Origin of the sequence: Chryseobacterium caseinilyticum (genome assembly GCF_014837145.1) — a bacterium.
GTDB classification, from domain to species: domain Bacteria; phylum Bacteroidota; class Bacteroidia; order Flavobacteriales; family Weeksellaceae; genus Chryseobacterium; species Chryseobacterium caseinilyticum.
The window spans coordinates 122,999-143,594 of sequence record NZ_JACYFS010000007.1 but is presented as its reverse complement, the minus strand read 5'-3'; the positions used below and the strand labels follow the sequence as shown (position 1 = coordinate 143,594).

Below are 20,596 nucleotides of genomic sequence, written 5' to 3'. Positions count from 1 at the left end.
ATCTCACGCAGATTGAGCGGATTGAGCAATTTTCATAATCGGCTCAAGATCTGCGTGAGTAATTTACTGCAGTTTCAAAGCCTTGAGAATTTTATGAAAAATCTCATTGTTTTCATAAACTCCTATGAAGTTTTCAGAACCAGCACCATACGAAAACACTGGAATCAAGGTGGCAGAATGATCATCAGTAGTAAAATCTCCTTCCACCGTACCTGTTTCCATATCGCCATGCGGAATGCTGAAACCGCCCGTTTCGTGATCTGCAGTAATCACTACCAGCGTTCCCGGATTTTCATCTGCAAACTGAATCGCTTTCGTAATCGCTCTGTCGAAGTCAATTCCTTCTGTCACAATCGTGCCTGTCGTATTGCTGTGACCGCCACTGTCAATTTGCGCCGCTTCAACCATCATAAAAAATGGTTTTTTCTTGTTTTTTAAGAACTTCAGACCATTTTCCACCGTTTCTGCGAGTAGATTTCCACGGCCTTTTAAAACCTGTGGAACTCCGTTTTCAGAAAGATAGTAGGCTAAGTTTTCGGCCTTACTTTCTCCCACTTCTACCGCACTATTTGCCAGTTTAAAATGATTTAAACCTGAAACTTTTGATTTTCCACCTGCTGCAAAAAATGTGAGTTTCGATTTTGTTAAATCCTGCGCAATTTCTTTTTCCATGCCGCGGTCTTTCTGATGGGCATAAAAGGCAGATGGTGTGGCACCAACAATTTCGTCGGTGGTAATAATTCCTGTGCTGAAGCCTTTTCCAGACAGAACTTCCGTCATATTCGGTATCGGTTTGCCATCAGAGTCTACACCGATAAATCTGTTTTTTGTCTTCTTCCCTGTTGCAAAAGCGGTTGCTCCCGCCGCGGAATCTGTAGTGAAATTATCTGTTGCGGTTGTTTTAATTAAACCGATATTTTTCAGTTGGGTTAACGTCAGCTGACCTTTATTGGCTAAAACAGAAGATGAAATCTGGGATAAACCGTTTCCGTCACCAATTAATAAAATCACATTTTTTACCGGAGTCTTTTTATTTTCATAACCAAATTTTGGCTGATAAACTTCGCTGAACACTGTATTTTTAAAAGTCCGCTGCTCTAATTTACTTAAGTATTCTGCGCACTCCTTCGGATGGTCTGTATTGATAAAATCAACACCGTGGTGTGCGAAAAATTCCCACGACGTTTTCCCATCCGGAATCGCCCAGAATCTGAAAGGCTTGCCAAATGATTTTGCTTTTTTGATGACTGCACTTACTTTTGGCAGGTCATCTTCAGTCAAACCACCCTTCCCGTTCCAGACTGAGTATTGTTTAAAATTTAAACTTAAAAGCCCAACCTTTTCCCATTGTTGAGGAGTAAGATTTTCCAGCGACTGATAATCAAATCTGATAAAATCAGGATATAAATTAAATTTATCAGGTTTCGGCTGGTTTCCTGAAATCACAAAGCTGATATTTTTCTGAGCTGTAATTTTGGGATATTTTGAAATCTCAGCAACGATTTTATCTAAAGTCGGTTCCGCATCGGTTTTCAGATCAATTAAAATCTGAATCGGCTGATCTTTAATAATTCCTAAATCAAGGGCTTTTTCAATTGATTTTAAATACAAATTACCGAAAGTTCTTTCTTTCTGAATATTTTTCTGTTCATGCGAAACAAACAATTCATTATTTACAAGATAAACATCGGCTTCAACCGACTTTGCACCCGATCCTAAAGCATACCAGAACGGTACTTTCTGTTCGTAATCGTTGTGAGAATGCGCTGAATAATTCTGGGAAAAAGCTAAACTTGCTGCTGAAACAGCTAATGCTAAACTTATTTTTTTTAGGGTTGAAAACATTTTTGTTAGGTTGAGGTTAAGAGTAAGGTTAAGGTTAAGATTAAGGTTAAGGCTGAGATCATTTAAAAAATTAAACAGCTGTGAAAACTGACGGTTTTTTGGCCGGGAATCGGTTCGCCGTTCCTTCGTCGTCGCTTCGTCATCGCTTCGTCGAAGTAAAATCTCTGTTTTGGATTAAAAAAAAATTAAACAGTATCTTTTATAGGGTACTTTTTCAGCTACACCATCAAACCTTATCAAGGTTTTTTTTACTGATCATTAATCCTGACAAGGTTTTCTCAAGTGGTCATTAAAAATTACTTTACAGCGACGCCAGATTTTTTTAAAGCTTCCACCAGTTTGTGGTAAATGGTATTGTTTGGATACACTCCGGAAAACAGTTCTTGTCCTTTTCCCATCGCAAAAACGGGAACCAAAGCGGCAGTGTGCTGATTGTCTATAAAATTGACCTGTACTTTATCTTTTACTTCTTTCTTTTTTCCTGTGGCAGTATCTTTTTCCATAAATTTCCCGATGCTCGCGCCACCCGTTTCGTGATCGGCTGTTACCACCAATAAAGTGTTTGGATTTTTCTTAATGAATTCCATCACAACGCCGATGGTTTTGTCAAAATCCAGAACTTCCTTCACCATCATTTCAGCATTGGTTGCATGACCGCCCCAATCGATGAACGATCCCTCCACCATCAGAAAAAATGGTTTCTTTTCGGCTGAAAAATAATCTAAAGCGGTTTGTGTAGCTTCCGGGAGAAAATCTTTCCGTCCCTGAATTTTATTCGGCAATTCGTCTTCTGCCAAAAGATATAAATTCCGCTTCCCGATAACAGGCTTTGAAAGGGAAACCGTATCAATTCTGTACTGCTTTTTCAGTAAATCGTTTAACAGATTTTTCTGATCTTTTCTTTTATTGAAAAACTTTAAACCTCCTGCAGCAGCGAAATCCACATCAGATTTTATGAAATCCAAAGCAATATCCTCATGCCAGTCGCGGTCTTTGATGTGTGCGTAATAGGCAGCCGGCGTTGCATGGGTAAGGCTCGTTAAACTTACCAGTCCGGTTTTGTAACCTTTATCCTGAAGCTGTTCCAATATTGTCGGTATTGCCAGAGAATCTTTATCTACGCCAATCGCTCTTTTGTATGTTTTCTTACCGGTGGACAAAGCAGTTGCTCCAGCTGCAGAATCCGTAATTCTGTCGCTGGTACTTGAAGTTTCAGACAACCCGACAAATTTGAAATTCTGAAAATTGGGTTTTCCTTCTCCGAAATAAAATGCTGAAGTCACCTGCGATACACCCATTCCGTCACCAATCATAAAAATGACATTGATCGGTTTTTGACTTTGCGCAGTTAATAATGATTCAATTAGAAGCATAAAAACAGCCGTCAGTGCCTTTAAATTAAGGTTTTTACAATGATAATTCATATTGATTATAATTTTGATAATTAATTATTTTCAAAAACAACGGGCAAAATTACAGATTATAAGCAACGGAAATGCAGGTTTAAAATCCAATTAAATCAATGTTAACAGGCTATTAGTTCACACACAATGTTTTAACCAAAACGATTTAACATTAAGTTTACTGAAATTTAATTTTTCGCAATAAAATTCACATTTTATTAATTCTAAAAATCAGTTTCTTAACGGTAAATTAACGGAAATCGGGTTTTATTGACCCTAATTTTGCACCAAAATAAAAAGGAATGAAGCGTATTTACCTTGTGCCGACTGTTTTGATGAGCTGTGTAAGCCTAACATTTGCACAGAAAAAAGAGTCTGACACAATTAAAAGTGACAGCAAGCAGACAGACATAGAAGAGATTGTAATGATTGGTTACGGTTCTCAGAAAAAGTCTGATGTTACCGGAGCCGTTGGTTCTGTTAAGGCAGAAGATTTCAACAAAGGAATGGTTGCCAATGTAGGACAGCTGCTTCAGGGAAAAGTAGCCGGTGTAAATGTTGCCAACGTGAGCGGCGAGCCTGGTGCCAATCAGAATATCGTCATAAGAGGTGTCGGAAGTTTGCGTTCAGGAACCACTCCACTTTACGTGATCGACGGTTTTGTGATTGATAACAGCAATACGGGCGTTGCCAACAACCCGATGAACTTCATCAATCCGGATGATATTGCATCATTGGATGTGCTGAAAGATGCTTCTGCAGCAGCAATCTATGGAGCACGTGGTGCCAACGGAGTTATCGTAATCACGACCAAGAAAGGTAAAAAAGGAAGAACGCAGATGAATCTTTCTTCTAATCTTACGGTTTCAAAGCTTGCCAATAAGATGGATATTTTTGGTGCTGATGAATTCAGACGGCAAGTTGCTGCAATGGGTGCCAAAGTAGATGACATGGGTGGAAACACCGATTGGCAGGAGGAACTTACGAGAACTGCAATTTCCGAAAATGTAAATTTCTCAGCCGCCGGAGCAACCGATAACTCAAATTACTATGCTGCTTTAGGATATGAAAATCAGGAAGGTATTCTGTACAACAGTAACCTGAGAAGATATTCCGGACGTGTAAATGTTTCACAAAAAGCATTCGACGGAAGAGTAAATATTGATTTTAACCTCAACGGAACACGAACAGAAAATAACAGACCGAGTGTGACGAGCATGGTTTCAACGATGCTTACCTTAAACCCGACATATCCGGCTTTCACAAACGGTTCTCCAACAACGGTTTTCAATAACGGAGCCTTCAACCCACTCATCCGTCAGCAGATTTACAAGGATTTTACCAACAACAACAGGATTTTAGCCAACGTATCGCCATCGGTTGAAATTATAAAAGGTTTAACCTATAAAATGAATTTAGGGATTGACTACTCTTCCGCTGACCGTGTTGTACAGAATACACCGCATGCGATTCCTTTAGAAGTTGGTACATTAAACTTAAACTATTTTTCAAATAACAACACACTGATTGAAAACACTTTAACTTATAAATTTAAAATTAACCGTCATGATTTTAATTTTTTAGCAGGACATTCATATCAAAGATTATTTCTGGTAGCGAGAAGCTGGGATTACTCAGTATTTCCAAACAATGGAATTGAGCCACAATATCAAATCGGTGCAGCCAATAAAAACAACACGACTTCTTCTTCTCTGGCCAACAGAAATGAACTTCAGTCATGGTTTGGAAGGGTAAATTATGGATTTGATGACAAATATCTTTTAACCGCGACTTTAAGAGCAGACGGATCATCAAAATTCGGTGAAAATAACCGTTATGGATATTTCCCTTCTGTAGCAGCCGGTTGGAATATAGGTAAAGAGAATTTTATTGCTGATATAGATGCCATCAGTAACTTAAAGCTGAGAGCGAGTTGGGGTAAGACAGGAAATCAGGAAATCCCAAGTAAAATCACACAGAGAAGCTACAAATCTGCATCAGACGGAAGCGGACAGGCAACGTATCCCATGGACGACAGCGGAAATTATCCGGTAGGAATCTACCTTGTGAGAGCCAATAATCCTGATCTTCAGTGGGAAGTTACCACGCAGACCAACATCGGTTTAGATTTCGGATTTCTGAATAACAGATTATCGGGAAGCGTTGATTTCTTTAAAAAAGTTTCAAACAATATTCTTTTGGAGATCAGTCCCGAAGACCCAATTGAACCGGCAGAGACCATGTGGAAAAACATTCCGGACATGACCATCAACAACACAGGTCTTGAATTTGCGCTGAACTACGACAGCAACCGTAACAGAGATTTCACTTACAGTATCGGAGGAAATATGTCTTTCATTAAAAATGAGGTGAGAGATTCACCTTACAAAGTGATTTCAACCGGAGAAGCACAGGGTCCCGGAACGACCAATGCAGTGATCAACGGATACATCAACGGTCAGCCCATCGGAACTTTCTATGTAAGAGATTTCCAGGGACTGAATGCCAGCGGAACAAATATTTTCAGAGATGTAGACGGCGACGGACAGATAACCGACAACGACAGAATCGCAGCGGGAAGTGCTTTGCCGGACTTTACTTACAACATCAGCCTCAAGGCAGCCTACAGAAATTTTGACTTAGGATTAAATTTTAACGGTGTTGCAGGAAATATGATTTACAACAATACAGCTTCTACTCTTTTTACAAGAGGAAGATTAGGCCTTTCACAAAATACAACAGATGCAGCAACCCAGTTTCCGAACGAAAGTGCCAATAACACCAACGTAATCTCTACAAGATATCTGGAAAAAGGAGATTTCTTCAGATTAAACAACGCCACTTTGGGATACAGTTTAGATCCTAAAATCATCGGAATCGGAGAACATATTAGAAATATCAGATTTACGGTAACTGCTCAGAATTTGTTTGTCATCACAAAATATTCAGGTTTTGATCCTGAAATCAACACTGGTATTTCACAGGGAGGAATTCAGTCTTTCGGAATTGACTACGCCACTTATCCAAGAGCCAGAAGTTTTGTATTTGGTGTAAACGTAGCATTTTAATTCATATTTAAAATTAAACTTATGAAAAATAAATTTTTAATCACAATATTGAGTCTTGGAGCGCTTGTAGCAACAGGATGTACAGACCTTTCAGAAGAAATCATCGACGAATCGCTGGATGCAACCACAGAAAATCTCACCATGGGAGTAATGGCACCAGCTTATGGGCCGCTTCCGGATGCATTTACCCACACTAAAAATTACGGTCTTCAGTTAATCAGTTCAGATCAGGGAATTCTGCCTCCAAGAGGAAGTGGAAATGACTGGTACGATGGTGGGAAATACATCGAACTCAAACAACACAATACGACAACCACCAACGTGGTGGTGAGAGATACGTGGAATGCTTTCACACTGATGCTTTCCCGAACTGTCACTGCAATCGAAAGATTACAGCCACTGGCATCCACCAATCCTGAAGCTGCAAAAGGCTTATCTGAAATGAGAGCTTTAAGAGCATACTACAATATGCTGATGCTTGATAACTGGGGAATCGCCTTTAAAAAAGATGCTGCCAGCCAACCATCTGTAATTCTAAGAAAACAGGAAGCTATTTCGTATATTGAAAGTGAATTTCTTGCCGTTGTGAATGATCTTGACAATACAAAAGGTCCCGGAAGAGTTTCTCAGGCGGCAGTTAATGGATTCTTAGCTCAACTTTATCTGAACGCAGCCGTTTACAGAGATCCTTACGGAACTCCTGCTTTTGCATCAGCGGATATGGACAAAGTGATTGAATACACCAATAAAGTAATCAACACCGGTACATTCACTCTGTCACCGGAATACTTTGCCATCTTCGATGATAACAACCATTCAAACAAAGAACTGATTTTTGCCATCGATCAGCGTCAGGACTTGACTACATCTCACAACAGACTGGGATACTGGTCACTTTCCGGAAGTCAGTATCCACTGGCAGTTTTTCCTAAAGCAAACGGAACAGACGGACCGGCGATTACTCCAGAATTTTACCAGACATGGGTTCAGGCGAATGGAAGTGTAGATCCGGCACAGGCTGATGCAAGATTTTATAAAGAAAACTTTACAATTCCTGCTGATAAAAAGGATTTAACAGGAATTACACCAGCAAATGATGCCAATCATTACTTTTTGGTGAATGGTTCTACATACGAAATCAACAGAGGAATTCAGAGAGGGATTCAGTGGGGACTGAGAAATCCGGCTAACGGACAGCCATTCCAGACGGGGGCGAGCGGACAGTACAGAATCTATCCGATGATTGAGCAGAGAGACGGCTTCACCAAATACGTAAACCATGTTTTGGAAGTAGATCTGGAAGATCCTACTCATAAAGATTATGCAGACGGATACCGAGTTGCCAAATACCAATTCAGCAGAACTTCAGATACCGGAAGGAACAGAGGAAATGCAGATATTGTTCTCTTACGTTTAGCAGATATTTACCTGATGAGAGCAGAAGCTCAGTTGAGAAAAGGAAATGCAGGAGCGGCTTTGGCAGATGTAAATTTAGTGAGAGCTTCAAGAACGGCAAGACCTTCCGTGACTCCTCAGCCGTTGCCTTCCATCAATTTAAATACTTTATACAGAGAAAGAGGTTTTGAATTTTACTGGGAATTTTCAAGAAGAACAGACATGATCCGTTTTGGTCATTATGAAGATTCTTATACTTCAAAAACCAATGCAGATCCGAGAAAAAGATTATTCCCAATTCCGCAGTCAGCAATTGACGGCGCATCAAGTTCACCGGGATATCTGGTTCAGAACGAAGGTTACTAACTTTATTTTACTAATTTCTATACTTCAGAAACAGCCCGCAAATATTTTGCGGGCTGTTTTGTTTTTGTTTTGAGGTTAAGGTTGAGGTTAAGGTTGAGAGATAATCAAAATTTTGTGTTACAGATGTTTTCAGACAATTCTTTAAAACTTGTGATCTTTTTAACGCTTAACTATTAATTCTTAAGAATTCTTTTTTCTTTTCAGAAGAAGGTATATTGCTCCGGCAGCCAGTGCTCCCACCGCTATCATTTTCGTTTTTCTGGTAATTTCCGGCAATACTGTTTCGCCGTAAATTCTTGATGGACCGGGAGATGGTATAAAGATATTTCCGTTGGATTCTTTGTTTTTGTCAGGCTTCATCATTAATCTTAAAACTCCTGAACTTAGATTTGTAAAAACACCAGGCAAAACTTTGTAGAAACCTTTCATCATTACGGTTGAGAAATCGGGCATGACAGATTTTTTAGGATTTTTGGCGGTTTTCACCATGAGCTGTGCTGTATCCCTTGGATCTGTCGCGCCTGGAGGAACTTTGAAATCAAGTCCGGAGAATTTAGCTGAATGTGAATTTCCGGTAGATTTCTGCATCCCAGGATATAAAGAGCAGACATGAATATTAGGAAAATCTGAAACTTCACCCTGCAGCGCGTCTGCCATACCTCTGATTCCGTATTTTGAGGCAGAATACGCTGTTCCATAAGGAGTAGGAATCCACCCGCCAATTGAAATATTATTGATTAATATTCCGTCAGTCTGTTTTTTAAAAATGGGCAAAATGGTATGAGCTCCGTGAAGATAACCGAGCAGGTTGGTTTTTATAACCTGGTCTACGGCTTCTGCAGACATATCTTCAAACTTACCCGTTGCCATTACACCTGCATTGTTGATCCAGATGTCGATTCTGCCGTTAAACTGAAGTGCCTGTTCGGCAAGGTTTTTAACGTCATCCGCCACCGAAACATCGGTTTTTACAGCCAAGGTTACAGCACCCAGATCACGGAGTAAGGCAGTGGTATCTTCCAGACCTTTCTCTCCTCTGGCAGCGATTACAACATTGCAGCCTTCGAGTGCAAATGCTTCCGCAGTCGCCCGTCCTACTCCGCTGGTTCCTCCGGTAATTACTACCGTTTTTCCTTCGAGACTTCTATCTTCTATTTGATTTTTCATAATAATTTGATTGTGATATTCTTATTATGTTTAAACAAATAGCATGCAAAAGGAGACTTTAAAAAATTTACTTTTTAAAAGTAAGTTTACAGAAAAGCAATATCATATTGAGAAGAACAGCGAAAGCGTTGGATAAAATGATTGGCAGCTCATCATTGATCAAACCATACCATACCCAAAGTGAAAGTCCTGAAATCAAAATAACCAACATCATTGCAGAAAGATCTTTGGTATTTTTTGTTTTCAGAACTTTTAAAAGTTGTGGAAGCGCAGCTATGCTTGTAAGCGCTCCTGCGATAAGACCTAATATATTTTCATCCATTATAAATAAAATCCTTGTGATTTAAAAATCACTTCATTATCCAACGTGCGTCTGCAGTGCAATTTTATTGAGCTCACATTTCAGACATCCCAAAAGAAATTCTGTGTAGTACAGCTGGGCGTTTACTGCTTCTGTACGTGGATGAAGCTCTAAAATTTTTGTGAGAATAATCTCACCTTTGTAAGCAAAACTGAAGTAGGCAAATGTTTTAAAGTCTGAAAATTCTGAAGGTTGGGAATATCCTGTAATTCCTATCCCCCAGTCTGTATCGAAAATTTCCGAGATTTTTAATGCCATTTCTTCGGCAATTTCACCTGAAACAAGCTCTTCGCCGGTAATCCGGTCCTGACCTAATTTCATTACTTTTTCTTTCTGCGTTTTATCATAAACAGTCAATCCGCCTTTAAAAATATTGGACGAATCATCAATCTGTGAAAACGAAAACTGTAAAAAACCGGCGGTAACACTTTCTGCAACGGCCACCGTCTCACCAGCTGATGCGAGGCACTGCCCTATATTCTGTAGAAGGCTTTTCTGAAGTTCCATATAATTGATTTTTTGATTGGTAAAATCACAAAGACAAAAAGAATGCCCTAAATTATGGAATACAGTAAATGTGGTATTTAAAACTAAGTTTTAAGTTAAATTTTATGACTACAGAAATTGTTTTGGTTTAACTTTAAGCGAAGAAGCTTCCGCAATCTGCCCAATTCTGCTCTGTCTGGTTTCCGGCCGTTTGGCACTGATCACCCAATACAGCATCATTTTTCTTACCGATTTGCTTAAACTTTCAAAATATTCTCTGGCATCGTCGAAACTGTTCAGAGCTACGGCAAGATCATCAGGAATAATGAGTTCTTCCACCTCATCCAAACTCGTCCACGAGCCGTTCTCTTTTGCAATTTCTATCGATTTAAATCCTGCAGGAGTCATCAGATTATTTTCAATGAGCTTCTCTATCTTCTGTTTATTAATTTTCGACCAGGTACTTTTTGACTTCCGCTTGCTGAAAAACTGATGTGAAGTAGAATCATCAACTTTAATTTTCTTACTGTCTATCCAGCCAAAACACAACGCGACATCCACAGACTCACTCCACGTAATTGACTTTTTATCAGAGCCTTTTTTATGAAAAACCAGCCATACAGAATCTTCCGAAACGTGATTTTTTTCTAACCATTTCCGCCATTTGGAAACCGTTTCGGCGTAAAAGACCTGTGGTTTATTTTCTGACATTGTTTTAGGATTTAAATTACATCTGAATTCAGTTTTAAAATTAAAGTATTTTAAATTACAAAAATAATTCTATCTGAGTTCACTCCTTTTAAAAATAAAAAACCCTGAAACATTATATGAATCAGGGTTTTGTTGCGAGGTGCCTAGCGGATTCGAACCGCTGTAGATGGTGTTGCAGACCACTGCCTAGCCGCTCGGCCAAAGCACCGTTTTTACCATTTTCAGGTGTGCAAATATAGAAAAATAAGATTGTCTGCCAAAATTTTCATGCAATTTCTTTTGTTCCGATAGCTTCAATTTCTTCTTTTATCTGTCTATCAGCAAGATATTTTTTAATGTCGATTACTCTTGTCTGGCTTAAAGTATCGTGCCATCCGTTTTCTCCCAGAAAAGAAAAAGCATTGAACGGGATCAGCCTGCACAAACTCCTGTACCATATCTGCGTGGTTGAAGCATCTTCGCCATCAATACTTACAGCACGTGTTCCTGTAACGATTTTACCCAAAGTTCTGCCATTGCTGAAATATTCCCACATGAAATAATACACCGTTGAAATAACGTAACCGCTGAGAAATTCCCAAACCATCCCTCCATTGTTGTAAAAATAAAAGAAGTAGGCACTGGTCATTTCGTACAGAAACATAGATGCCAAAGAAATGACGAAATTTAGGGCAAAGAGTGCCAGAAGATCAATCAGATAGTTAGCAAATCTCTGCCCGCCGGTTGCGCGGTTCATTTCTATTATTTTTAAATGTTTTCTCATAGTTTGTTTTTAAAAAGCATTGAGCATCAGCCTCAAACCTGCCTGAATATCGATTACGGCAGTCAATCCCGAGTTATTAACCAGTATGTCTGACGGTTCTAATTTAAAAACTTTTCCATTCATTTTCAAACCTTTGTAGTACTCTTTATTAAAGGCTTCTTCGATGCTTTTCTGTGAGGAAACTTCCATATCTGAAGTTGGAATACCGTATTCATCTTCAATCATTTTCACAATCTTCCCCTGAAACATTACTGAAGCTGTTTTTTGGATGATATTGGTTGTTTTAAGTTTAAATTTCGTCTGGGAAAGTACAATTTTCTTTTTCGTTTTGTCATAGACAGGAATTCCCGAAATGAAGGATTTTCCGTTTACATAACCTTCCGTCTGCGCTTCAATCACAATTCTGTATCCTTCACCATAAACATTGATATCATTAATTTTCACTTTAGACCCACGGACATCGAATTCTTTATTCAGAAAAGTTTTTTCAGCAATTTCCGCAGCTTCAGAAAAAGGGATATTGGCTGTGGTCTGAAGTACAAAACTTTCGTTCAGAAGTGGCACAAAACTGAAGTTCATCGCAGTGCGTACAGGTTGGGAGGCTTCAGGTTTTACACCAGTGTATGTTTCAGAAAAAATATCAATTCCTATCGTGGTGTCAATGGCGTCGCCGTAAAATTTCAGTGGATTGATGTTCACATTCACGGGCGTTATTTTCAGCCACGTTTCATATTCATCAGAAATTTTAAACGGTTGCGAAAATGAGTTCCACGCTAACACTGCATATTGCTGAAAATTGAGCTGTGAAGCCATCTGCGCATCAATCGTTTTACAGAATTCTGCCTGCTGCTTCACCAGACTTTTTTCCACGAGACCTGTAATCGGGATTTTAATTTTTCCGAAATCCAGAACGGGTTTTACCACCCATTTAAAACCGTTGGGTTTGGTATTTGTGGCGACCGTCCAGTTGGTTTTAAAATCCATTGAAGCTACAAAATACATTACGGTTTCAAAAGTCGTCTGCTGATAGGTGTAAACGCCAAGTGTTCCAATTCCCTTTTCAGCCCAGATTTTTAACGGAACTTCAATAAATATCTTTTTGTTGACATCACCTACCAAACGGATGGGCCTTGTTTTCCAGACTTTAATTTTAAACTGATCATCATTATTGTCTGTATAGGAATTGTCTTCGAAAATCAAATCTTTGACCGAAGCATTCACCATCTTGCTTACCTCAGCCAGCGGTATTCTCACAGGCATCGTGATGCTTGATTTCACTTTTGGAAATGTGTAAATCTGCTGATTCTCCTGGCTGTATGAAAATCCGAAAATCAGTATTAAAATTATAGCAAAAATCCGTTTCAAGTTTCTAAATTTAAATTAAATTTTCTCCGCAGAACCACCTAATAAAAAGCTTTTCTCCAGCTCAATGCTCGCGCCTTTCATTTCCCCCTTCATTGGCGGACTGGTTTTGGTAATTCTCAGTTTAATGTAAGAAATCTGATTGAATTTTTCGCTGATTTTCATGATAATTCTTCCGGCAACATGCTCAAGCAGTTTAGATATAATCTTCATTTCATCATGAATAATCTGATTAATGTCCGCATAGCTTATTGTATCATTCAAATCATCAGAAACCGCAGCATCCCACAAATCGGTGTGTATTTCTGCATTTAAAATATAGTAAGTCCCGATAATGTTTTCTTCGGGAAGAACGCCGTGGTAAGCGTAGATTTTTACGTCTTCTAAAAATATTTTGCTCATAGTTTTTGAAATTCTAATTGTTTACCAATAAAATAATTATTTCCCAGAAATACAATTTTCAATTCATCCTTTTTTTTATCATCCATTTTTATATTGTTTTGAAAATAGTAAGGCTCTTTACCATATTTTAAAAGGAGATTAAAATATAAATCTAAAATATCTTCGGGACCGCGAGCAAATAATCCGCTTTCACTGTTTACTAAGAAAGATAATTTATCATTAGCTAAATATTTTTCAGGAACAATAAAATACTCAAAATCGAAATGATGAAGATTATATAAATCTACAAATAATTGATTCAAATTTGTACCTTCCTGTTTGAAAAAAAGTTCTTTCCAAGACTTTTGATAATGAGATAAAAGAACGTGTTCTGAAAAAACAGATATAGAAGCCTCAACATTAGTCGAGTCTTCAATATGATAATCTTTACAGTCTGTTATTTTTAATTTCCACTGATAATTTTCTTCTCCTTCATCTAATAATTCCTCTAAAATTTTTATTGTGAAGTAAAACTCAATTAAGTTATTTTCAAATACAACTTTGTCAATTTTAAAAATCCCATAGTTTTCGTACTCCACTGTATCAAAGAGAGAATCTAATTCTATAGGTAAGATTTCTTTAGTGATATCAATAGCTTTCATAGCTTTTTTCATTGTGGAAGTTAATTAAAGTAAAAAAGCGGGTAAAAAAACCCGCTTTGAAATTTATTTAATGCTTTTCGAAAGATCGAGCATTGCCTCAATCGGCTTCAGTGCTCTCAACCGAAGCTCTTCTTCAATGATGATTTCCGGAAGTTCATATTTCATACACAGGTACAGTTTTTCCATTGTGTTTCTTTTCATGTAAAAACATTCTGAGCAGTTACAGCTTTCGTCAAAAACCAAAGCAGGAATCAGTTCTTTGTGGGGAGCACGTTTTCTCATTTCGTGCAAAATTCCTTCTTCAGTCGCGATAATGAATTTCTGACAGTCTTCTTTTTCAACATAATTCAGAAGAGCAGAAGTCGAGCCGATGAAGTGAGCCAGTTTTAAAACTGATTCTTCACTTTCAGGGTGCGCAATTAGTTTTGCATCTGGATTATCTGCCAGTTGCTGCGCAATTCTTTCCATCGAGAAAGCTTCGTGTACGATGCAGCTTCCGTCCCAAAGAATCATATCACGACCCGTTTTTTGAGATAAATATCTTCCTAAATTTTTATCCGGTGCGAAAATAATCGGTCTGTCAGTCGGTAAAGCTTCAATTACAGTTTCAGCATTTGAACTGGTTACGATGATGTCGCTTTCCGCCTTCGTTTCGGCATTACAGTTGATGTACGTTGCGATCAAGGCGTTTGGATGCTGCTCACGCATTTTTCTCAAACCTTCTCCAGAACATCCGTCTGCCAAAGAGCATCCCGCCATTGTATCTGGAAGAACAACTTTCTTCGTTGGATTCAGAATTTTTGCAGCTTCAGCCATAAAATGTACTCCGCAGAATACAATCATGTCGGCATCGGTATCTTTTGCCTGTCTTGCCAGCTGAAGAGAATCTCCAAGGAAATCAGCAATATCCTGAATAGGTCCCGGTTGGTAATAATGCGCCAGAATAACGGCGTTTTTTTCTTCTTTCAGCTGTAAAATCGCCTTTACCAACTCCTCTCCTTCCGGAATAATAAGGTCTTTAATATCTAAAAATCCTCTTACGGGAATGGCTGATTTAGCTCTTTCTAATGTTTCGGTACTCATGTCGACCTGTGTTTTTATTTTATCAGAAATTAAAAGTAAAATTTAGAATCAAAATGATTTCGTTTGAATATAAGGTATTCAAAACTTCCATCATCCCGCTTCAAACTTCCAGCCTTTACTTTCCGATAAAACTTTTTATTAAACTTTCTATTTCTCTTTTTGCTTCACTCAAATCGCTGTTGATGACGATCTGGTCAAATTCTATTGCGTAGGTAAGCTCTTCTTCTGCTTTTTCTACGCGGGTTCTGATGGTTTCGGCATCATCGGTGTTTCTTGAAATCAATCTCCGTTCCAACTCGGCAATCGAAGGTGGTTCAATGAAAATGGATAATGCTTTGTCACCAAAATATTTTTTTAATGAAATTCCGCCCTTTACGTCTACATCAAAAATAACAACTTTTCCCTGATTCCAGATTTTTTCGACCTCAGATTTCAGAGTTCCGTAATATTTATCGGTGTAGACTTCTTCAAATTCCACAAAAGCTTCTTCAGCAATTTTCTGTCTGAATTCATCCGGCGAAATAAAGTGATAATCAACAGCATGAATTTCACTTCCTCTCGGCTGTCTCGTCGTGCAAGAAATGGAAAACTCCAGTTCCGGAATCGCTTCCAGAGAATGCTTTACCAATGTTGTTTTCCCGCTTCCCGACGGCGCTGAAAATATGATAACTCTATCCATAAATAATGATTGATAATTGATGCATGATGATTGATTAAAAACTTAATTGCTATTTAATCAATGATCATTTATCAACTATCATTTATAATACATTAAGCGTTTGCTCTTTAATTTTTTCCAAATCATCTTTCATCATCACGACTAATTTCTGAATTTCAGCGTGATTGGCTTTTGAACCTAAAGTGTTGATTTCTCTTCCGATTTCCTGTGAAATAAAACCTAATTTTTTTCCGTTAAAATCTTCATTTTCCATTACTTCAGAATAGTATTTCAAATGCTGGGAAAGTCTAACCTTTTCTTCCTGAATGTCTAATTTTTCAGTAAAATAAGCCATTTCCTGATAGAATCTTGTTTCGTCAACGTTCTCAAACTCTTTTAAAGTTTTCATGTAACGTTCTTTCACAGCATCAATTCTTACCTGCTCGTAAGGAACAACTTCTGCCAGAGATTTATCAATATTTTTGATGTTTCTTTCCAGCTCTTCATGAAGAATTTTCCCTTCAGTTTTTCTGAAATCCTGAAACTTATCTACCGCATTGTTTACGATTTTCGCCAAAGCTTCCCATTCACCTTCAGTTAATTCATCAGGTCTTGAAGTGATCGCATCAGGAAGTCTTACTGCCATTTTCAGGTACTCAAAATCCGGTCCGTCTGAAGCGATATTTTTAAGCTCATTCATGTAAGAATCGATCAGACTTCTGTTGATTTTTACATCATTCGTTTCTTCAAGATTCTCAATATTGATATAGCAATCTACCTTTCCGCGGATGATTCTATCGTTCAGAATTTTTCTTACTTCAAATTCTTTTTCTTTGTAACGCAAAGGAATTTTGATGTTCAAATCAAAGCTCTTGCTGTTCAGTGATTTAATATCGATCGAAATTTTCTTTCCTTCAAAAACACCTTCGGCTCTACCGAAGCCGGTCATTGATAAAATCATAGTTTTTTATTGTCGTACAAAGATAAACATTTAATTTAGCACATTTAAAAATTGATTCGAAATTTGAGGTTTGAAATTTGAGATTCATGCTGCAAATTATTCATCATACTCAGACATCCATTATCAAACATCCATCATTCCATGAAAACCCTGATTTCAGTTGTAGGCACCACAGGAATTGGCAAAACCAAACTTGCTATTGAGCTTGCAAAGCATTTTAATACAGAAATTATTTCCTGTGATTCCCGACAGTTTTTCAGCGAAATGAAAATCGGAACGGCTGCACCTTCGGAAGATGAACTTTCGCAGGTAAAACATCATTTTATTGGTCAGCTTTCGGTAAAAGATTATTATTCTATCGGTCAGTTTGAGCATGATTCTTTGGAATTATTGGATCAGCTTTTTAAAAAATACGACATTGTCATTATGGTTGGCGGAAGTATGATGTATGAGAAAGCAGTGATTGAAGGATTAAATGATTTGCCTGAAGCCAACGAAGAAAATCAGGAAAAACTGGAAAACATTTGGAAAACTGAAGGAATCGAAAAACTTCAGGAAATGCTGAAAGATTTAGATCCTGAATATTACGAAAATGTAGATATTCACAATCAGAGAAGGTTGTTGCGGGCGATTGATATTATTTGGCAAACCGGTAAAACATATTCTGAAAATATTTCTCATGACAAAAATCCAAGAAATTTCCAGACGATAAGAATCGGTATTGAAGCGCCCCGGGAAACGGTTTACGAAAGAATCAATCTGCGTGTTGATAAAATGATGGAAAATGGCTTGCTCGATGAGGCACAAAATCTTGATGAATTAAGAAAATCGCAGGAAGGAAAAAATTTGGCATCACTCAATACCGTTGGTTATTCAGAACTTTTTAAGTATTTTGATGGAGAATGGGATTTGGATTTTGCGGTTTCTGAAATTAAAAAAAACTCGAGAAGATTTGCGAAACGCCAACTGACTTGGTATAGAAAGGAAGAGAATATTCATTATATACAAATAGGATATTCAGAAAAGGATTTTGACGATTTAGTTAAATACCTAAATAATAAATTTTAAAGTGGATCTTATGTTTTTTAGAAAATTAAAACTAAAAGATTTAATGAGAAAATTTTATTGATTTAGTTTTGTAGACCTATAAAAAGAAACTGAATCTCATATAAATGAAATTCAGTTAATAGTGCTAGTTATGAATTAATTTAGGCAGCATCCCAAATTTTAATAATTTCTAAACATTCTTTTTTATAGGAATTAATAATATTCTTTTTTGCAGTTGAATTTGATATAAATCCACTACCAAAGATATCTAAAGAAATACAGAATTCGGGCAAAACAATCTGCTTGCCTGTTGTAACATTTTTCTCTAAAAAATTACAGATTCCTGAAGCGATAATTTGTTGTTGTTCTGTATCAAAACAGTTTGATTTTGATATGTGAAGTTTAATCCCGCCAAATACATCATTCCCATCAATTATCGTTTTAAAAATAATTTCGGGTGATATAATTATCGAAATTCCATTAACCTCAATATCACTTTTAAACTGTTTCGTGTTCAAAAACTCTAAATTTTCATCTCTAAGAACTTTAGGGATCGTTAACATTAAAAATTTTTCTAATGCTTCAATTGAAACAGTTTTATCACTTGATTGCCTTTTTGATTGAGGAACTCTTGCGGACAAGTTTGCTAGAGCGTCATCTATATGCTTCAGAGAGCCATTGTTTTTTAAGGTTTTTCTAATTCTTGCCTTTGCAAGCTGATAATAAGCAATTCTAAATACATTAGGTTTTTTTTGTTGCCTAATAATTCTTTGCTTTTTTGAATCAGTAGCTTTTACAAAATCAGCATACTGATTAACGGATATAATACATTTCTTCATAACTAACCTTTAGGTGGGAATGTATCGTTTCCATAAGAGTCCTTTGCTCTTATTTGTCCATTTTGCCTATGTATTATTAGTTCAGCTTGATTGTTTATTGCAACAGTCTTTGCTATTTGAATGGCTTCCTTTTGCATATCTACGACTCTATACGCCTTATTACTATTAGCGGTTTTAACCTGCCAATTTTCTCCTTTTGGAGTAACATGTACATTTTTTCTCATTGGTACAAAAATTTAATTGTTAAAATTATGTTAAAGTAGTACCAAAATTTGTTTAAAATATAATTATTTATACCTTTGCACACTTAAACGATCAAATTCAGTATTTATAAAAGGCTGAAACAAACTTTGGTGCAAACTAGCACTAAAGTTTTCTTGCACAAAAAACATTACTATTTAATTTTTAGTGACAATGTGTCAAAAAATGTGACATATTGTTTCGCTGTGACAAGCTGTCATGTTTAAAATAAACAAAAAAATGCGATCCCTTAAGACCGCACTTAAAACAATATAGTTAATTTACTACTTCCATCCGCCACCTAAAGCTCGGTACAAATCTACAATACTGCTCAGCCTCTGTCTCTTTACCGACGCGAGATTCAGTTCAGCCTGTAAAGAATTTCCCTGAGCGGTAATCACTTCTAAGTAATTTGCCATACCGCCTTTGTAGAGCATTTCGGCACTTTTGATTCCGTTTTTCAATGTTGTTACCTGTTCGCTGGCTTTCTGTTCCTGAACTTTTAAGCTTTCATTGGAAACTAATGCATCAGAAACTTCGCCTACTGCATTCAGAACAGACTGACGGAACGCCAAAACGTTTTTCTCTCTCTGAATTTTAGCAACATTTAAATCTGTTTTCAACTGTCTTTTTTGGAAAATTGGCTGAGTCAATCCACCTAAAACAGAACCGAACAATGAAGCCGGAATTGAAAACCAGTTGTCAACTTTAAAAGAATTTACGCCACCAGCAGCTGTAATTTTCAGTGAAGGATACATGTTTGCCTGAGCAATTCCTACGATTGAATTGGATTCCAATAAAACCAATTCCTGCTGACGGACATCGGGACGGCGGCTTACCATCGCTGCAGGAAGTCCAGCTGAAATATCCTGTGGTAAAGACGTATCAGACATTTCAATGGTTCTGTCTACTTTATCTGGATTTTCACCCACCAAAATACTCAGCGCGTTTTCCTGAATCGCAATATTCTGTTCCAGTTGAGTAATCAACAGTTCTGTTGATTGCTTCTGAGCGGTCGCCTGCTGAACTCCCAATGAAGTCGTATCGCCGCTTTGCCACAATTTTTCTGTGAGAGAAAGTGTGTTGGTGCTTAGTTCTAAATTTGATTTTGCAATCTGCAGTTGTTTGTCGAGCATCAACAGATTGTAATAACCCTGAGCAATTGCAGCAACAACCTGTGTCTGTATTGCTTTAGTCGCTTCATACGTCTGCAGATACTGCATTTTTGAAACTTCCTGCTGGTTTTTTATTTTACCCCAAATATCTGCTTCCCAGGATAAATTAAATGCAGCATTATAATCTTCAACATGACTCTGACCTAAAAATAAATTTAAGCTCTGCCCGTTCATGCTGTTTTTCGAAGGCTTTGAAATCTGCGCAGAAACTCCGAAACCAATATCAGGATACTGAAGATATTTTGCCTGCTTCAGCCTTTCCTGTGAGGAAGCGACCTGTTTTAAGGCAATCTGTAAATCGTAATTATTTTTAATTCCTTTTTCAATCAAATCCTGCAAAATCGGATCATTGAAAAACTGTTTCCACTGAAGGTTGGCAACACTTGCTGTGTCGGCGGTTGCGGTGTATTTGAAAGTTTCGGGAAGTTCGGGTTTGGCTTCCTGATAGGCCAGTTTCGGCACACAGGAAACGGCACCTAATGCAATCCCAAAAGCGATGATTATATTTTTTACTCGTTTCATAAATAGGATATTTTAAATTGATCACAAAACTTTGAGTGGTAAGCAACACTGTCTTTAGTAGGAGAAAATATTTTGCTTGTTAAATTTCCCACAGATTTCAC

19 protein-coding genes and 1 tRNA gene are annotated in these 20,596 nt (G+C 37.6%); 3 read left to right on the top strand and 17 right to left on the bottom strand.

What is annotated here, in order from left to right; translation table 11 throughout:
- Positions 1-63 precede the first annotated feature (63 nt).
- Together IC610_RS17410 and IC610_RS17405 are read right to left on the bottom strand one after the other, a co-directional pair.
- Positions 64-1,845: an alkaline phosphatase gene (locus tag IC610_RS17410; RefSeq protein WP_191737973.1), complete on the bottom strand. Its 1,782-nt coding sequence runs from the start codon at positions 1,843-1,845 to the stop codon at positions 64-66.
- A gap of 296 nt (positions 1,846-2,141) precedes the next feature.
- Positions 2,142-3,269, bottom strand: a complete 1,128-nt coding sequence (locus tag IC610_RS17405) for an alkaline phosphatase (protein ID WP_191737972.1) — start codon at positions 3,267-3,269, stop codon at positions 2,142-2,144.
- A 281-nt stretch (positions 3,270-3,550) separates the two neighbouring features.
- Between IC610_RS17405 and IC610_RS17400 the strand changes: the two genes are divergently transcribed.
- Together IC610_RS17400 and IC610_RS17395 are read left to right on the top strand one after the other, a co-directional pair.
- Complete coding sequence (locus IC610_RS17400) at positions 3,551-6,316, top strand: SusC/RagA family TonB-linked outer membrane protein (protein WP_191737971.1); 2,766 nt, start codon at positions 3,551-3,553, stop codon at positions 6,314-6,316.
- Positions 6,317-6,337: 21 nt separating this feature from the next.
- Positions 6,338-8,077, top strand: a complete 1,740-nt coding sequence (locus tag IC610_RS17395; RefSeq protein WP_191737970.1) for a RagB/SusD family nutrient uptake outer membrane protein — start codon at positions 6,338-6,340, stop codon at positions 8,075-8,077.
- 180 nt (positions 8,078-8,257) lie between these two features.
- Here the strand turns inward: IC610_RS17395 and IC610_RS17390 are convergent, their stop codons facing one another.
- The 12 genes from IC610_RS17390 to IC610_RS17335 form a co-directional block, all read right to left on the bottom strand.
- Positions 8,258-9,244, bottom strand: coding sequence for an SDR family oxidoreductase (locus IC610_RS17390; protein WP_191737969.1), 987 nt, complete (start codon positions 9,242-9,244; stop codon positions 8,258-8,260).
- Positions 9,245-9,311: 67 nt separating this feature from the next.
- Positions 9,312-9,566 (bottom strand): SemiSWEET transporter, encoded by a 255-nt coding sequence (locus tag IC610_RS17385; RefSeq protein ID WP_191737968.1) that lies wholly within the window; start codon positions 9,564-9,566, stop codon positions 9,312-9,314.
- A gap of 36 nt (positions 9,567-9,602) precedes the next feature.
- A complete protein-coding gene (locus IC610_RS17380; RefSeq protein WP_191737967.1) occupies positions 9,603-10,112 on the bottom strand; it encodes a CinA family protein in 510 nt (169 codons plus the stop codon).
- Between the two features lie 108 nt (positions 10,113-10,220).
- Entirely contained in the window at positions 10,221-10,802 is a 582-nt protein-coding gene (locus IC610_RS17375) for a YdeI/OmpD-associated family protein (protein WP_191737966.1), read from the bottom strand.
- 137 nt (positions 10,803-10,939) lie between these two features.
- Positions 10,940-11,010: transfer RNA gene (locus tag IC610_RS17370), tRNA-Cys, on the bottom strand.
- 57 nt (positions 11,011-11,067) lie between these two features.
- Positions 11,068-11,565 carry an RDD family protein gene (locus IC610_RS17365; protein ID WP_191737965.1) on the bottom strand — a complete coding sequence of 166 codons (498 nt, stop codon included), beginning with the start codon at positions 11,563-11,565 and terminating at the stop codon, positions 11,068-11,070.
- A gap of 9 nt (positions 11,566-11,574) precedes the next feature.
- The gene (locus IC610_RS17360) at positions 11,575-12,930 is read right to left on the bottom strand and encodes a DUF4403 family protein (protein WP_191737964.1); all 1,356 of its coding nucleotides are present in this window, start codon (positions 12,928-12,930) and stop codon (positions 11,575-11,577) included.
- 15 nt (positions 12,931-12,945) lie between these two features.
- On the bottom strand, positions 12,946-13,329 hold the full coding sequence (folB, locus tag IC610_RS17355) for a dihydroneopterin aldolase (RefSeq protein WP_191737963.1): 384 nt from the start codon (positions 13,327-13,329) through the stop codon (positions 12,946-12,948).
- Positions 13,326-13,982, bottom strand: coding sequence for a hypothetical protein (locus IC610_RS17350; protein WP_191737962.1), 657 nt, complete (start codon positions 13,980-13,982; stop codon positions 13,326-13,328). The genes folB and IC610_RS17350 overlap by 4 nt, the downstream gene beginning before the upstream one ends.
- 51 nt (positions 13,983-14,033) lie before the next feature.
- Positions 14,034-15,053, bottom strand: a complete 1,020-nt coding sequence (gene nadA, locus IC610_RS17345; RefSeq protein ID WP_191737961.1) for a quinolinate synthase NadA — start codon at positions 15,051-15,053, stop codon at positions 14,034-14,036.
- Between the two features lie 115 nt (positions 15,054-15,168).
- Positions 15,169-15,732: a guanylate kinase gene (gmk, locus tag IC610_RS17340; RefSeq protein WP_191737960.1), complete on the bottom strand. Its 564-nt coding sequence runs from the start codon at positions 15,730-15,732 to the stop codon at positions 15,169-15,171.
- Between the two features lie 82 nt (positions 15,733-15,814).
- Positions 15,815-16,672 (bottom strand): YicC family protein, encoded by an 858-nt coding sequence (locus IC610_RS17335; RefSeq protein WP_191737959.1) that lies wholly within the window; start codon positions 16,670-16,672, stop codon positions 15,815-15,817.
- A gap of 141 nt (positions 16,673-16,813) precedes the next feature.
- On the opposite strand from IC610_RS17335, the gene miaA reads away from it, so the two are divergent.
- Positions 16,814-17,740, top strand: coding sequence for a tRNA (adenosine(37)-N6)-dimethylallyltransferase MiaA (miaA, locus tag IC610_RS17330; RefSeq protein ID WP_191737958.1), 927 nt, complete (start codon positions 16,814-16,816; stop codon positions 17,738-17,740).
- 140 nt (positions 17,741-17,880) lie between these two features.
- Here the strand turns inward: miaA and IC610_RS17325 are convergent, their stop codons facing one another.
- The 3 genes from IC610_RS17325 to IC610_RS17315 all read right to left on the bottom strand — a co-directional run bounded on the left by IC610_RS17325 (position 17,881) and on the right by IC610_RS17315 (position 20,495).
- On the bottom strand, positions 17,881-18,558 hold the full coding sequence (locus tag IC610_RS17325; protein ID WP_191737957.1) for a hypothetical protein: 678 nt from the start codon (positions 18,556-18,558) through the stop codon (positions 17,881-17,883).
- 2 nt (positions 18,559-18,560) lie between these two features.
- Positions 18,561-18,782: a DUF2188 domain-containing protein gene (locus IC610_RS17320; protein ID WP_191737956.1), complete on the bottom strand. Its 222-nt coding sequence runs from the start codon at positions 18,780-18,782 to the stop codon at positions 18,561-18,563.
- A 300-nt stretch (positions 18,783-19,082) separates the two neighbouring features.
- The gene (locus IC610_RS17315; protein ID WP_191737955.1) at positions 19,083-20,495 is read right to left on the bottom strand and encodes an efflux transporter outer membrane subunit; all 1,413 of its coding nucleotides are present in this window, start codon (positions 20,493-20,495) and stop codon (positions 19,083-19,085) included.
- Between the last annotated feature and the right edge of the window lie 101 nt (positions 20,496-20,596).

Excerpts from the sequence above, each read along its gene's own strand:
- nadA (WP_191737961.1), bottom strand. The coding sequence starts at position 15,053 with ATGAGTACCGAAACATTAGAAAGAGCTAAATCAGCCATTCCCGTAAGA.
- IC610_RS17405 (WP_191737972.1), bottom strand. The coding sequence starts at position 3,269 with ATGAATTATCATTGTAAAAACCTTAATTTAAAGGCACTGACGGCTGTT.
- IC610_RS17385 (WP_191737968.1), bottom strand. The coding sequence starts at position 9,566 with ATGGATGAAAATATATTAGGTCTTATCGCAGGAGCGCTTACAAGCATA.
- IC610_RS17380 (WP_191737967.1), bottom strand. The coding sequence starts at position 10,112 with ATGGAACTTCAGAAAAGCCTTCTACAGAATATAGGGCAGTGCCTCGCA.
- IC610_RS17390 (WP_191737969.1), bottom strand. The coding sequence starts at position 9,244 with ATGAAAAATCAAATAGAAGATAGAAGTCTCGAAGGAAAAACGGTAGTA.
- IC610_RS17320 (WP_191737956.1), bottom strand. The coding sequence starts at position 18,782 with ATGAGAAAAAATGTACATGTTACTCCAAAAGGAGAAAATTGGCAGGTT.
- IC610_RS17335 (WP_191737959.1), bottom strand. The coding sequence starts at position 16,672 with ATGATTTTATCAATGACCGGCTTCGGTAGAGCCGAAGGTGTTTTTGAA.
- IC610_RS17315 (WP_191737955.1), bottom strand. The coding sequence starts at position 20,495 with ATGAAACGAGTAAAAAATATAATCATCGCTTTTGGGATTGCATTAGGT.
- gmk (WP_191737960.1), bottom strand. The coding sequence starts at position 15,732 with ATGGATAGAGTTATCATATTTTCAGCGCCGTCGGGAAGCGGGAAAACA.
- miaA (WP_191737958.1), top strand. The coding sequence starts at position 16,814 with ATGAAAACCCTGATTTCAGTTGTAGGCACCACAGGAATTGGCAAAACC.
- IC610_RS17410 (WP_191737973.1), bottom strand. The coding sequence starts at position 1,845 with ATGTTTTCAACCCTAAAAAAAATAAGTTTAGCATTAGCTGTTTCAGCA.
- IC610_RS17400 (WP_191737971.1), top strand. The coding sequence starts at position 3,551 with ATGAAGCGTATTTACCTTGTGCCGACTGTTTTGATGAGCTGTGTAAGC.
- IC610_RS17365 (WP_191737965.1), bottom strand. The coding sequence starts at position 11,565 with ATGAGAAAACATTTAAAAATAATAGAAATGAACCGCGCAACCGGCGGG.
- IC610_RS17395 (WP_191737970.1), top strand. The coding sequence starts at position 6,338 with ATGAAAAATAAATTTTTAATCACAATATTGAGTCTTGGAGCGCTTGTA.
- IC610_RS17375 (WP_191737966.1), bottom strand. The coding sequence starts at position 10,802 with ATGTCAGAAAATAAACCACAGGTCTTTTACGCCGAAACGGTTTCCAAA.
- IC610_RS17350 (WP_191737962.1), bottom strand. The coding sequence starts at position 13,982 with ATGAAAAAAGCTATGAAAGCTATTGATATCACTAAAGAAATCTTACCT.
- folB (WP_191737963.1), bottom strand. The coding sequence starts at position 13,329 with ATGAGCAAAATATTTTTAGAAGACGTAAAAATCTACGCTTACCACGGC.
- IC610_RS17325 (WP_191737957.1), bottom strand. The coding sequence starts at position 18,558 with ATGAAGAAATGTATTATATCCGTTAATCAGTATGCTGATTTTGTAAAA.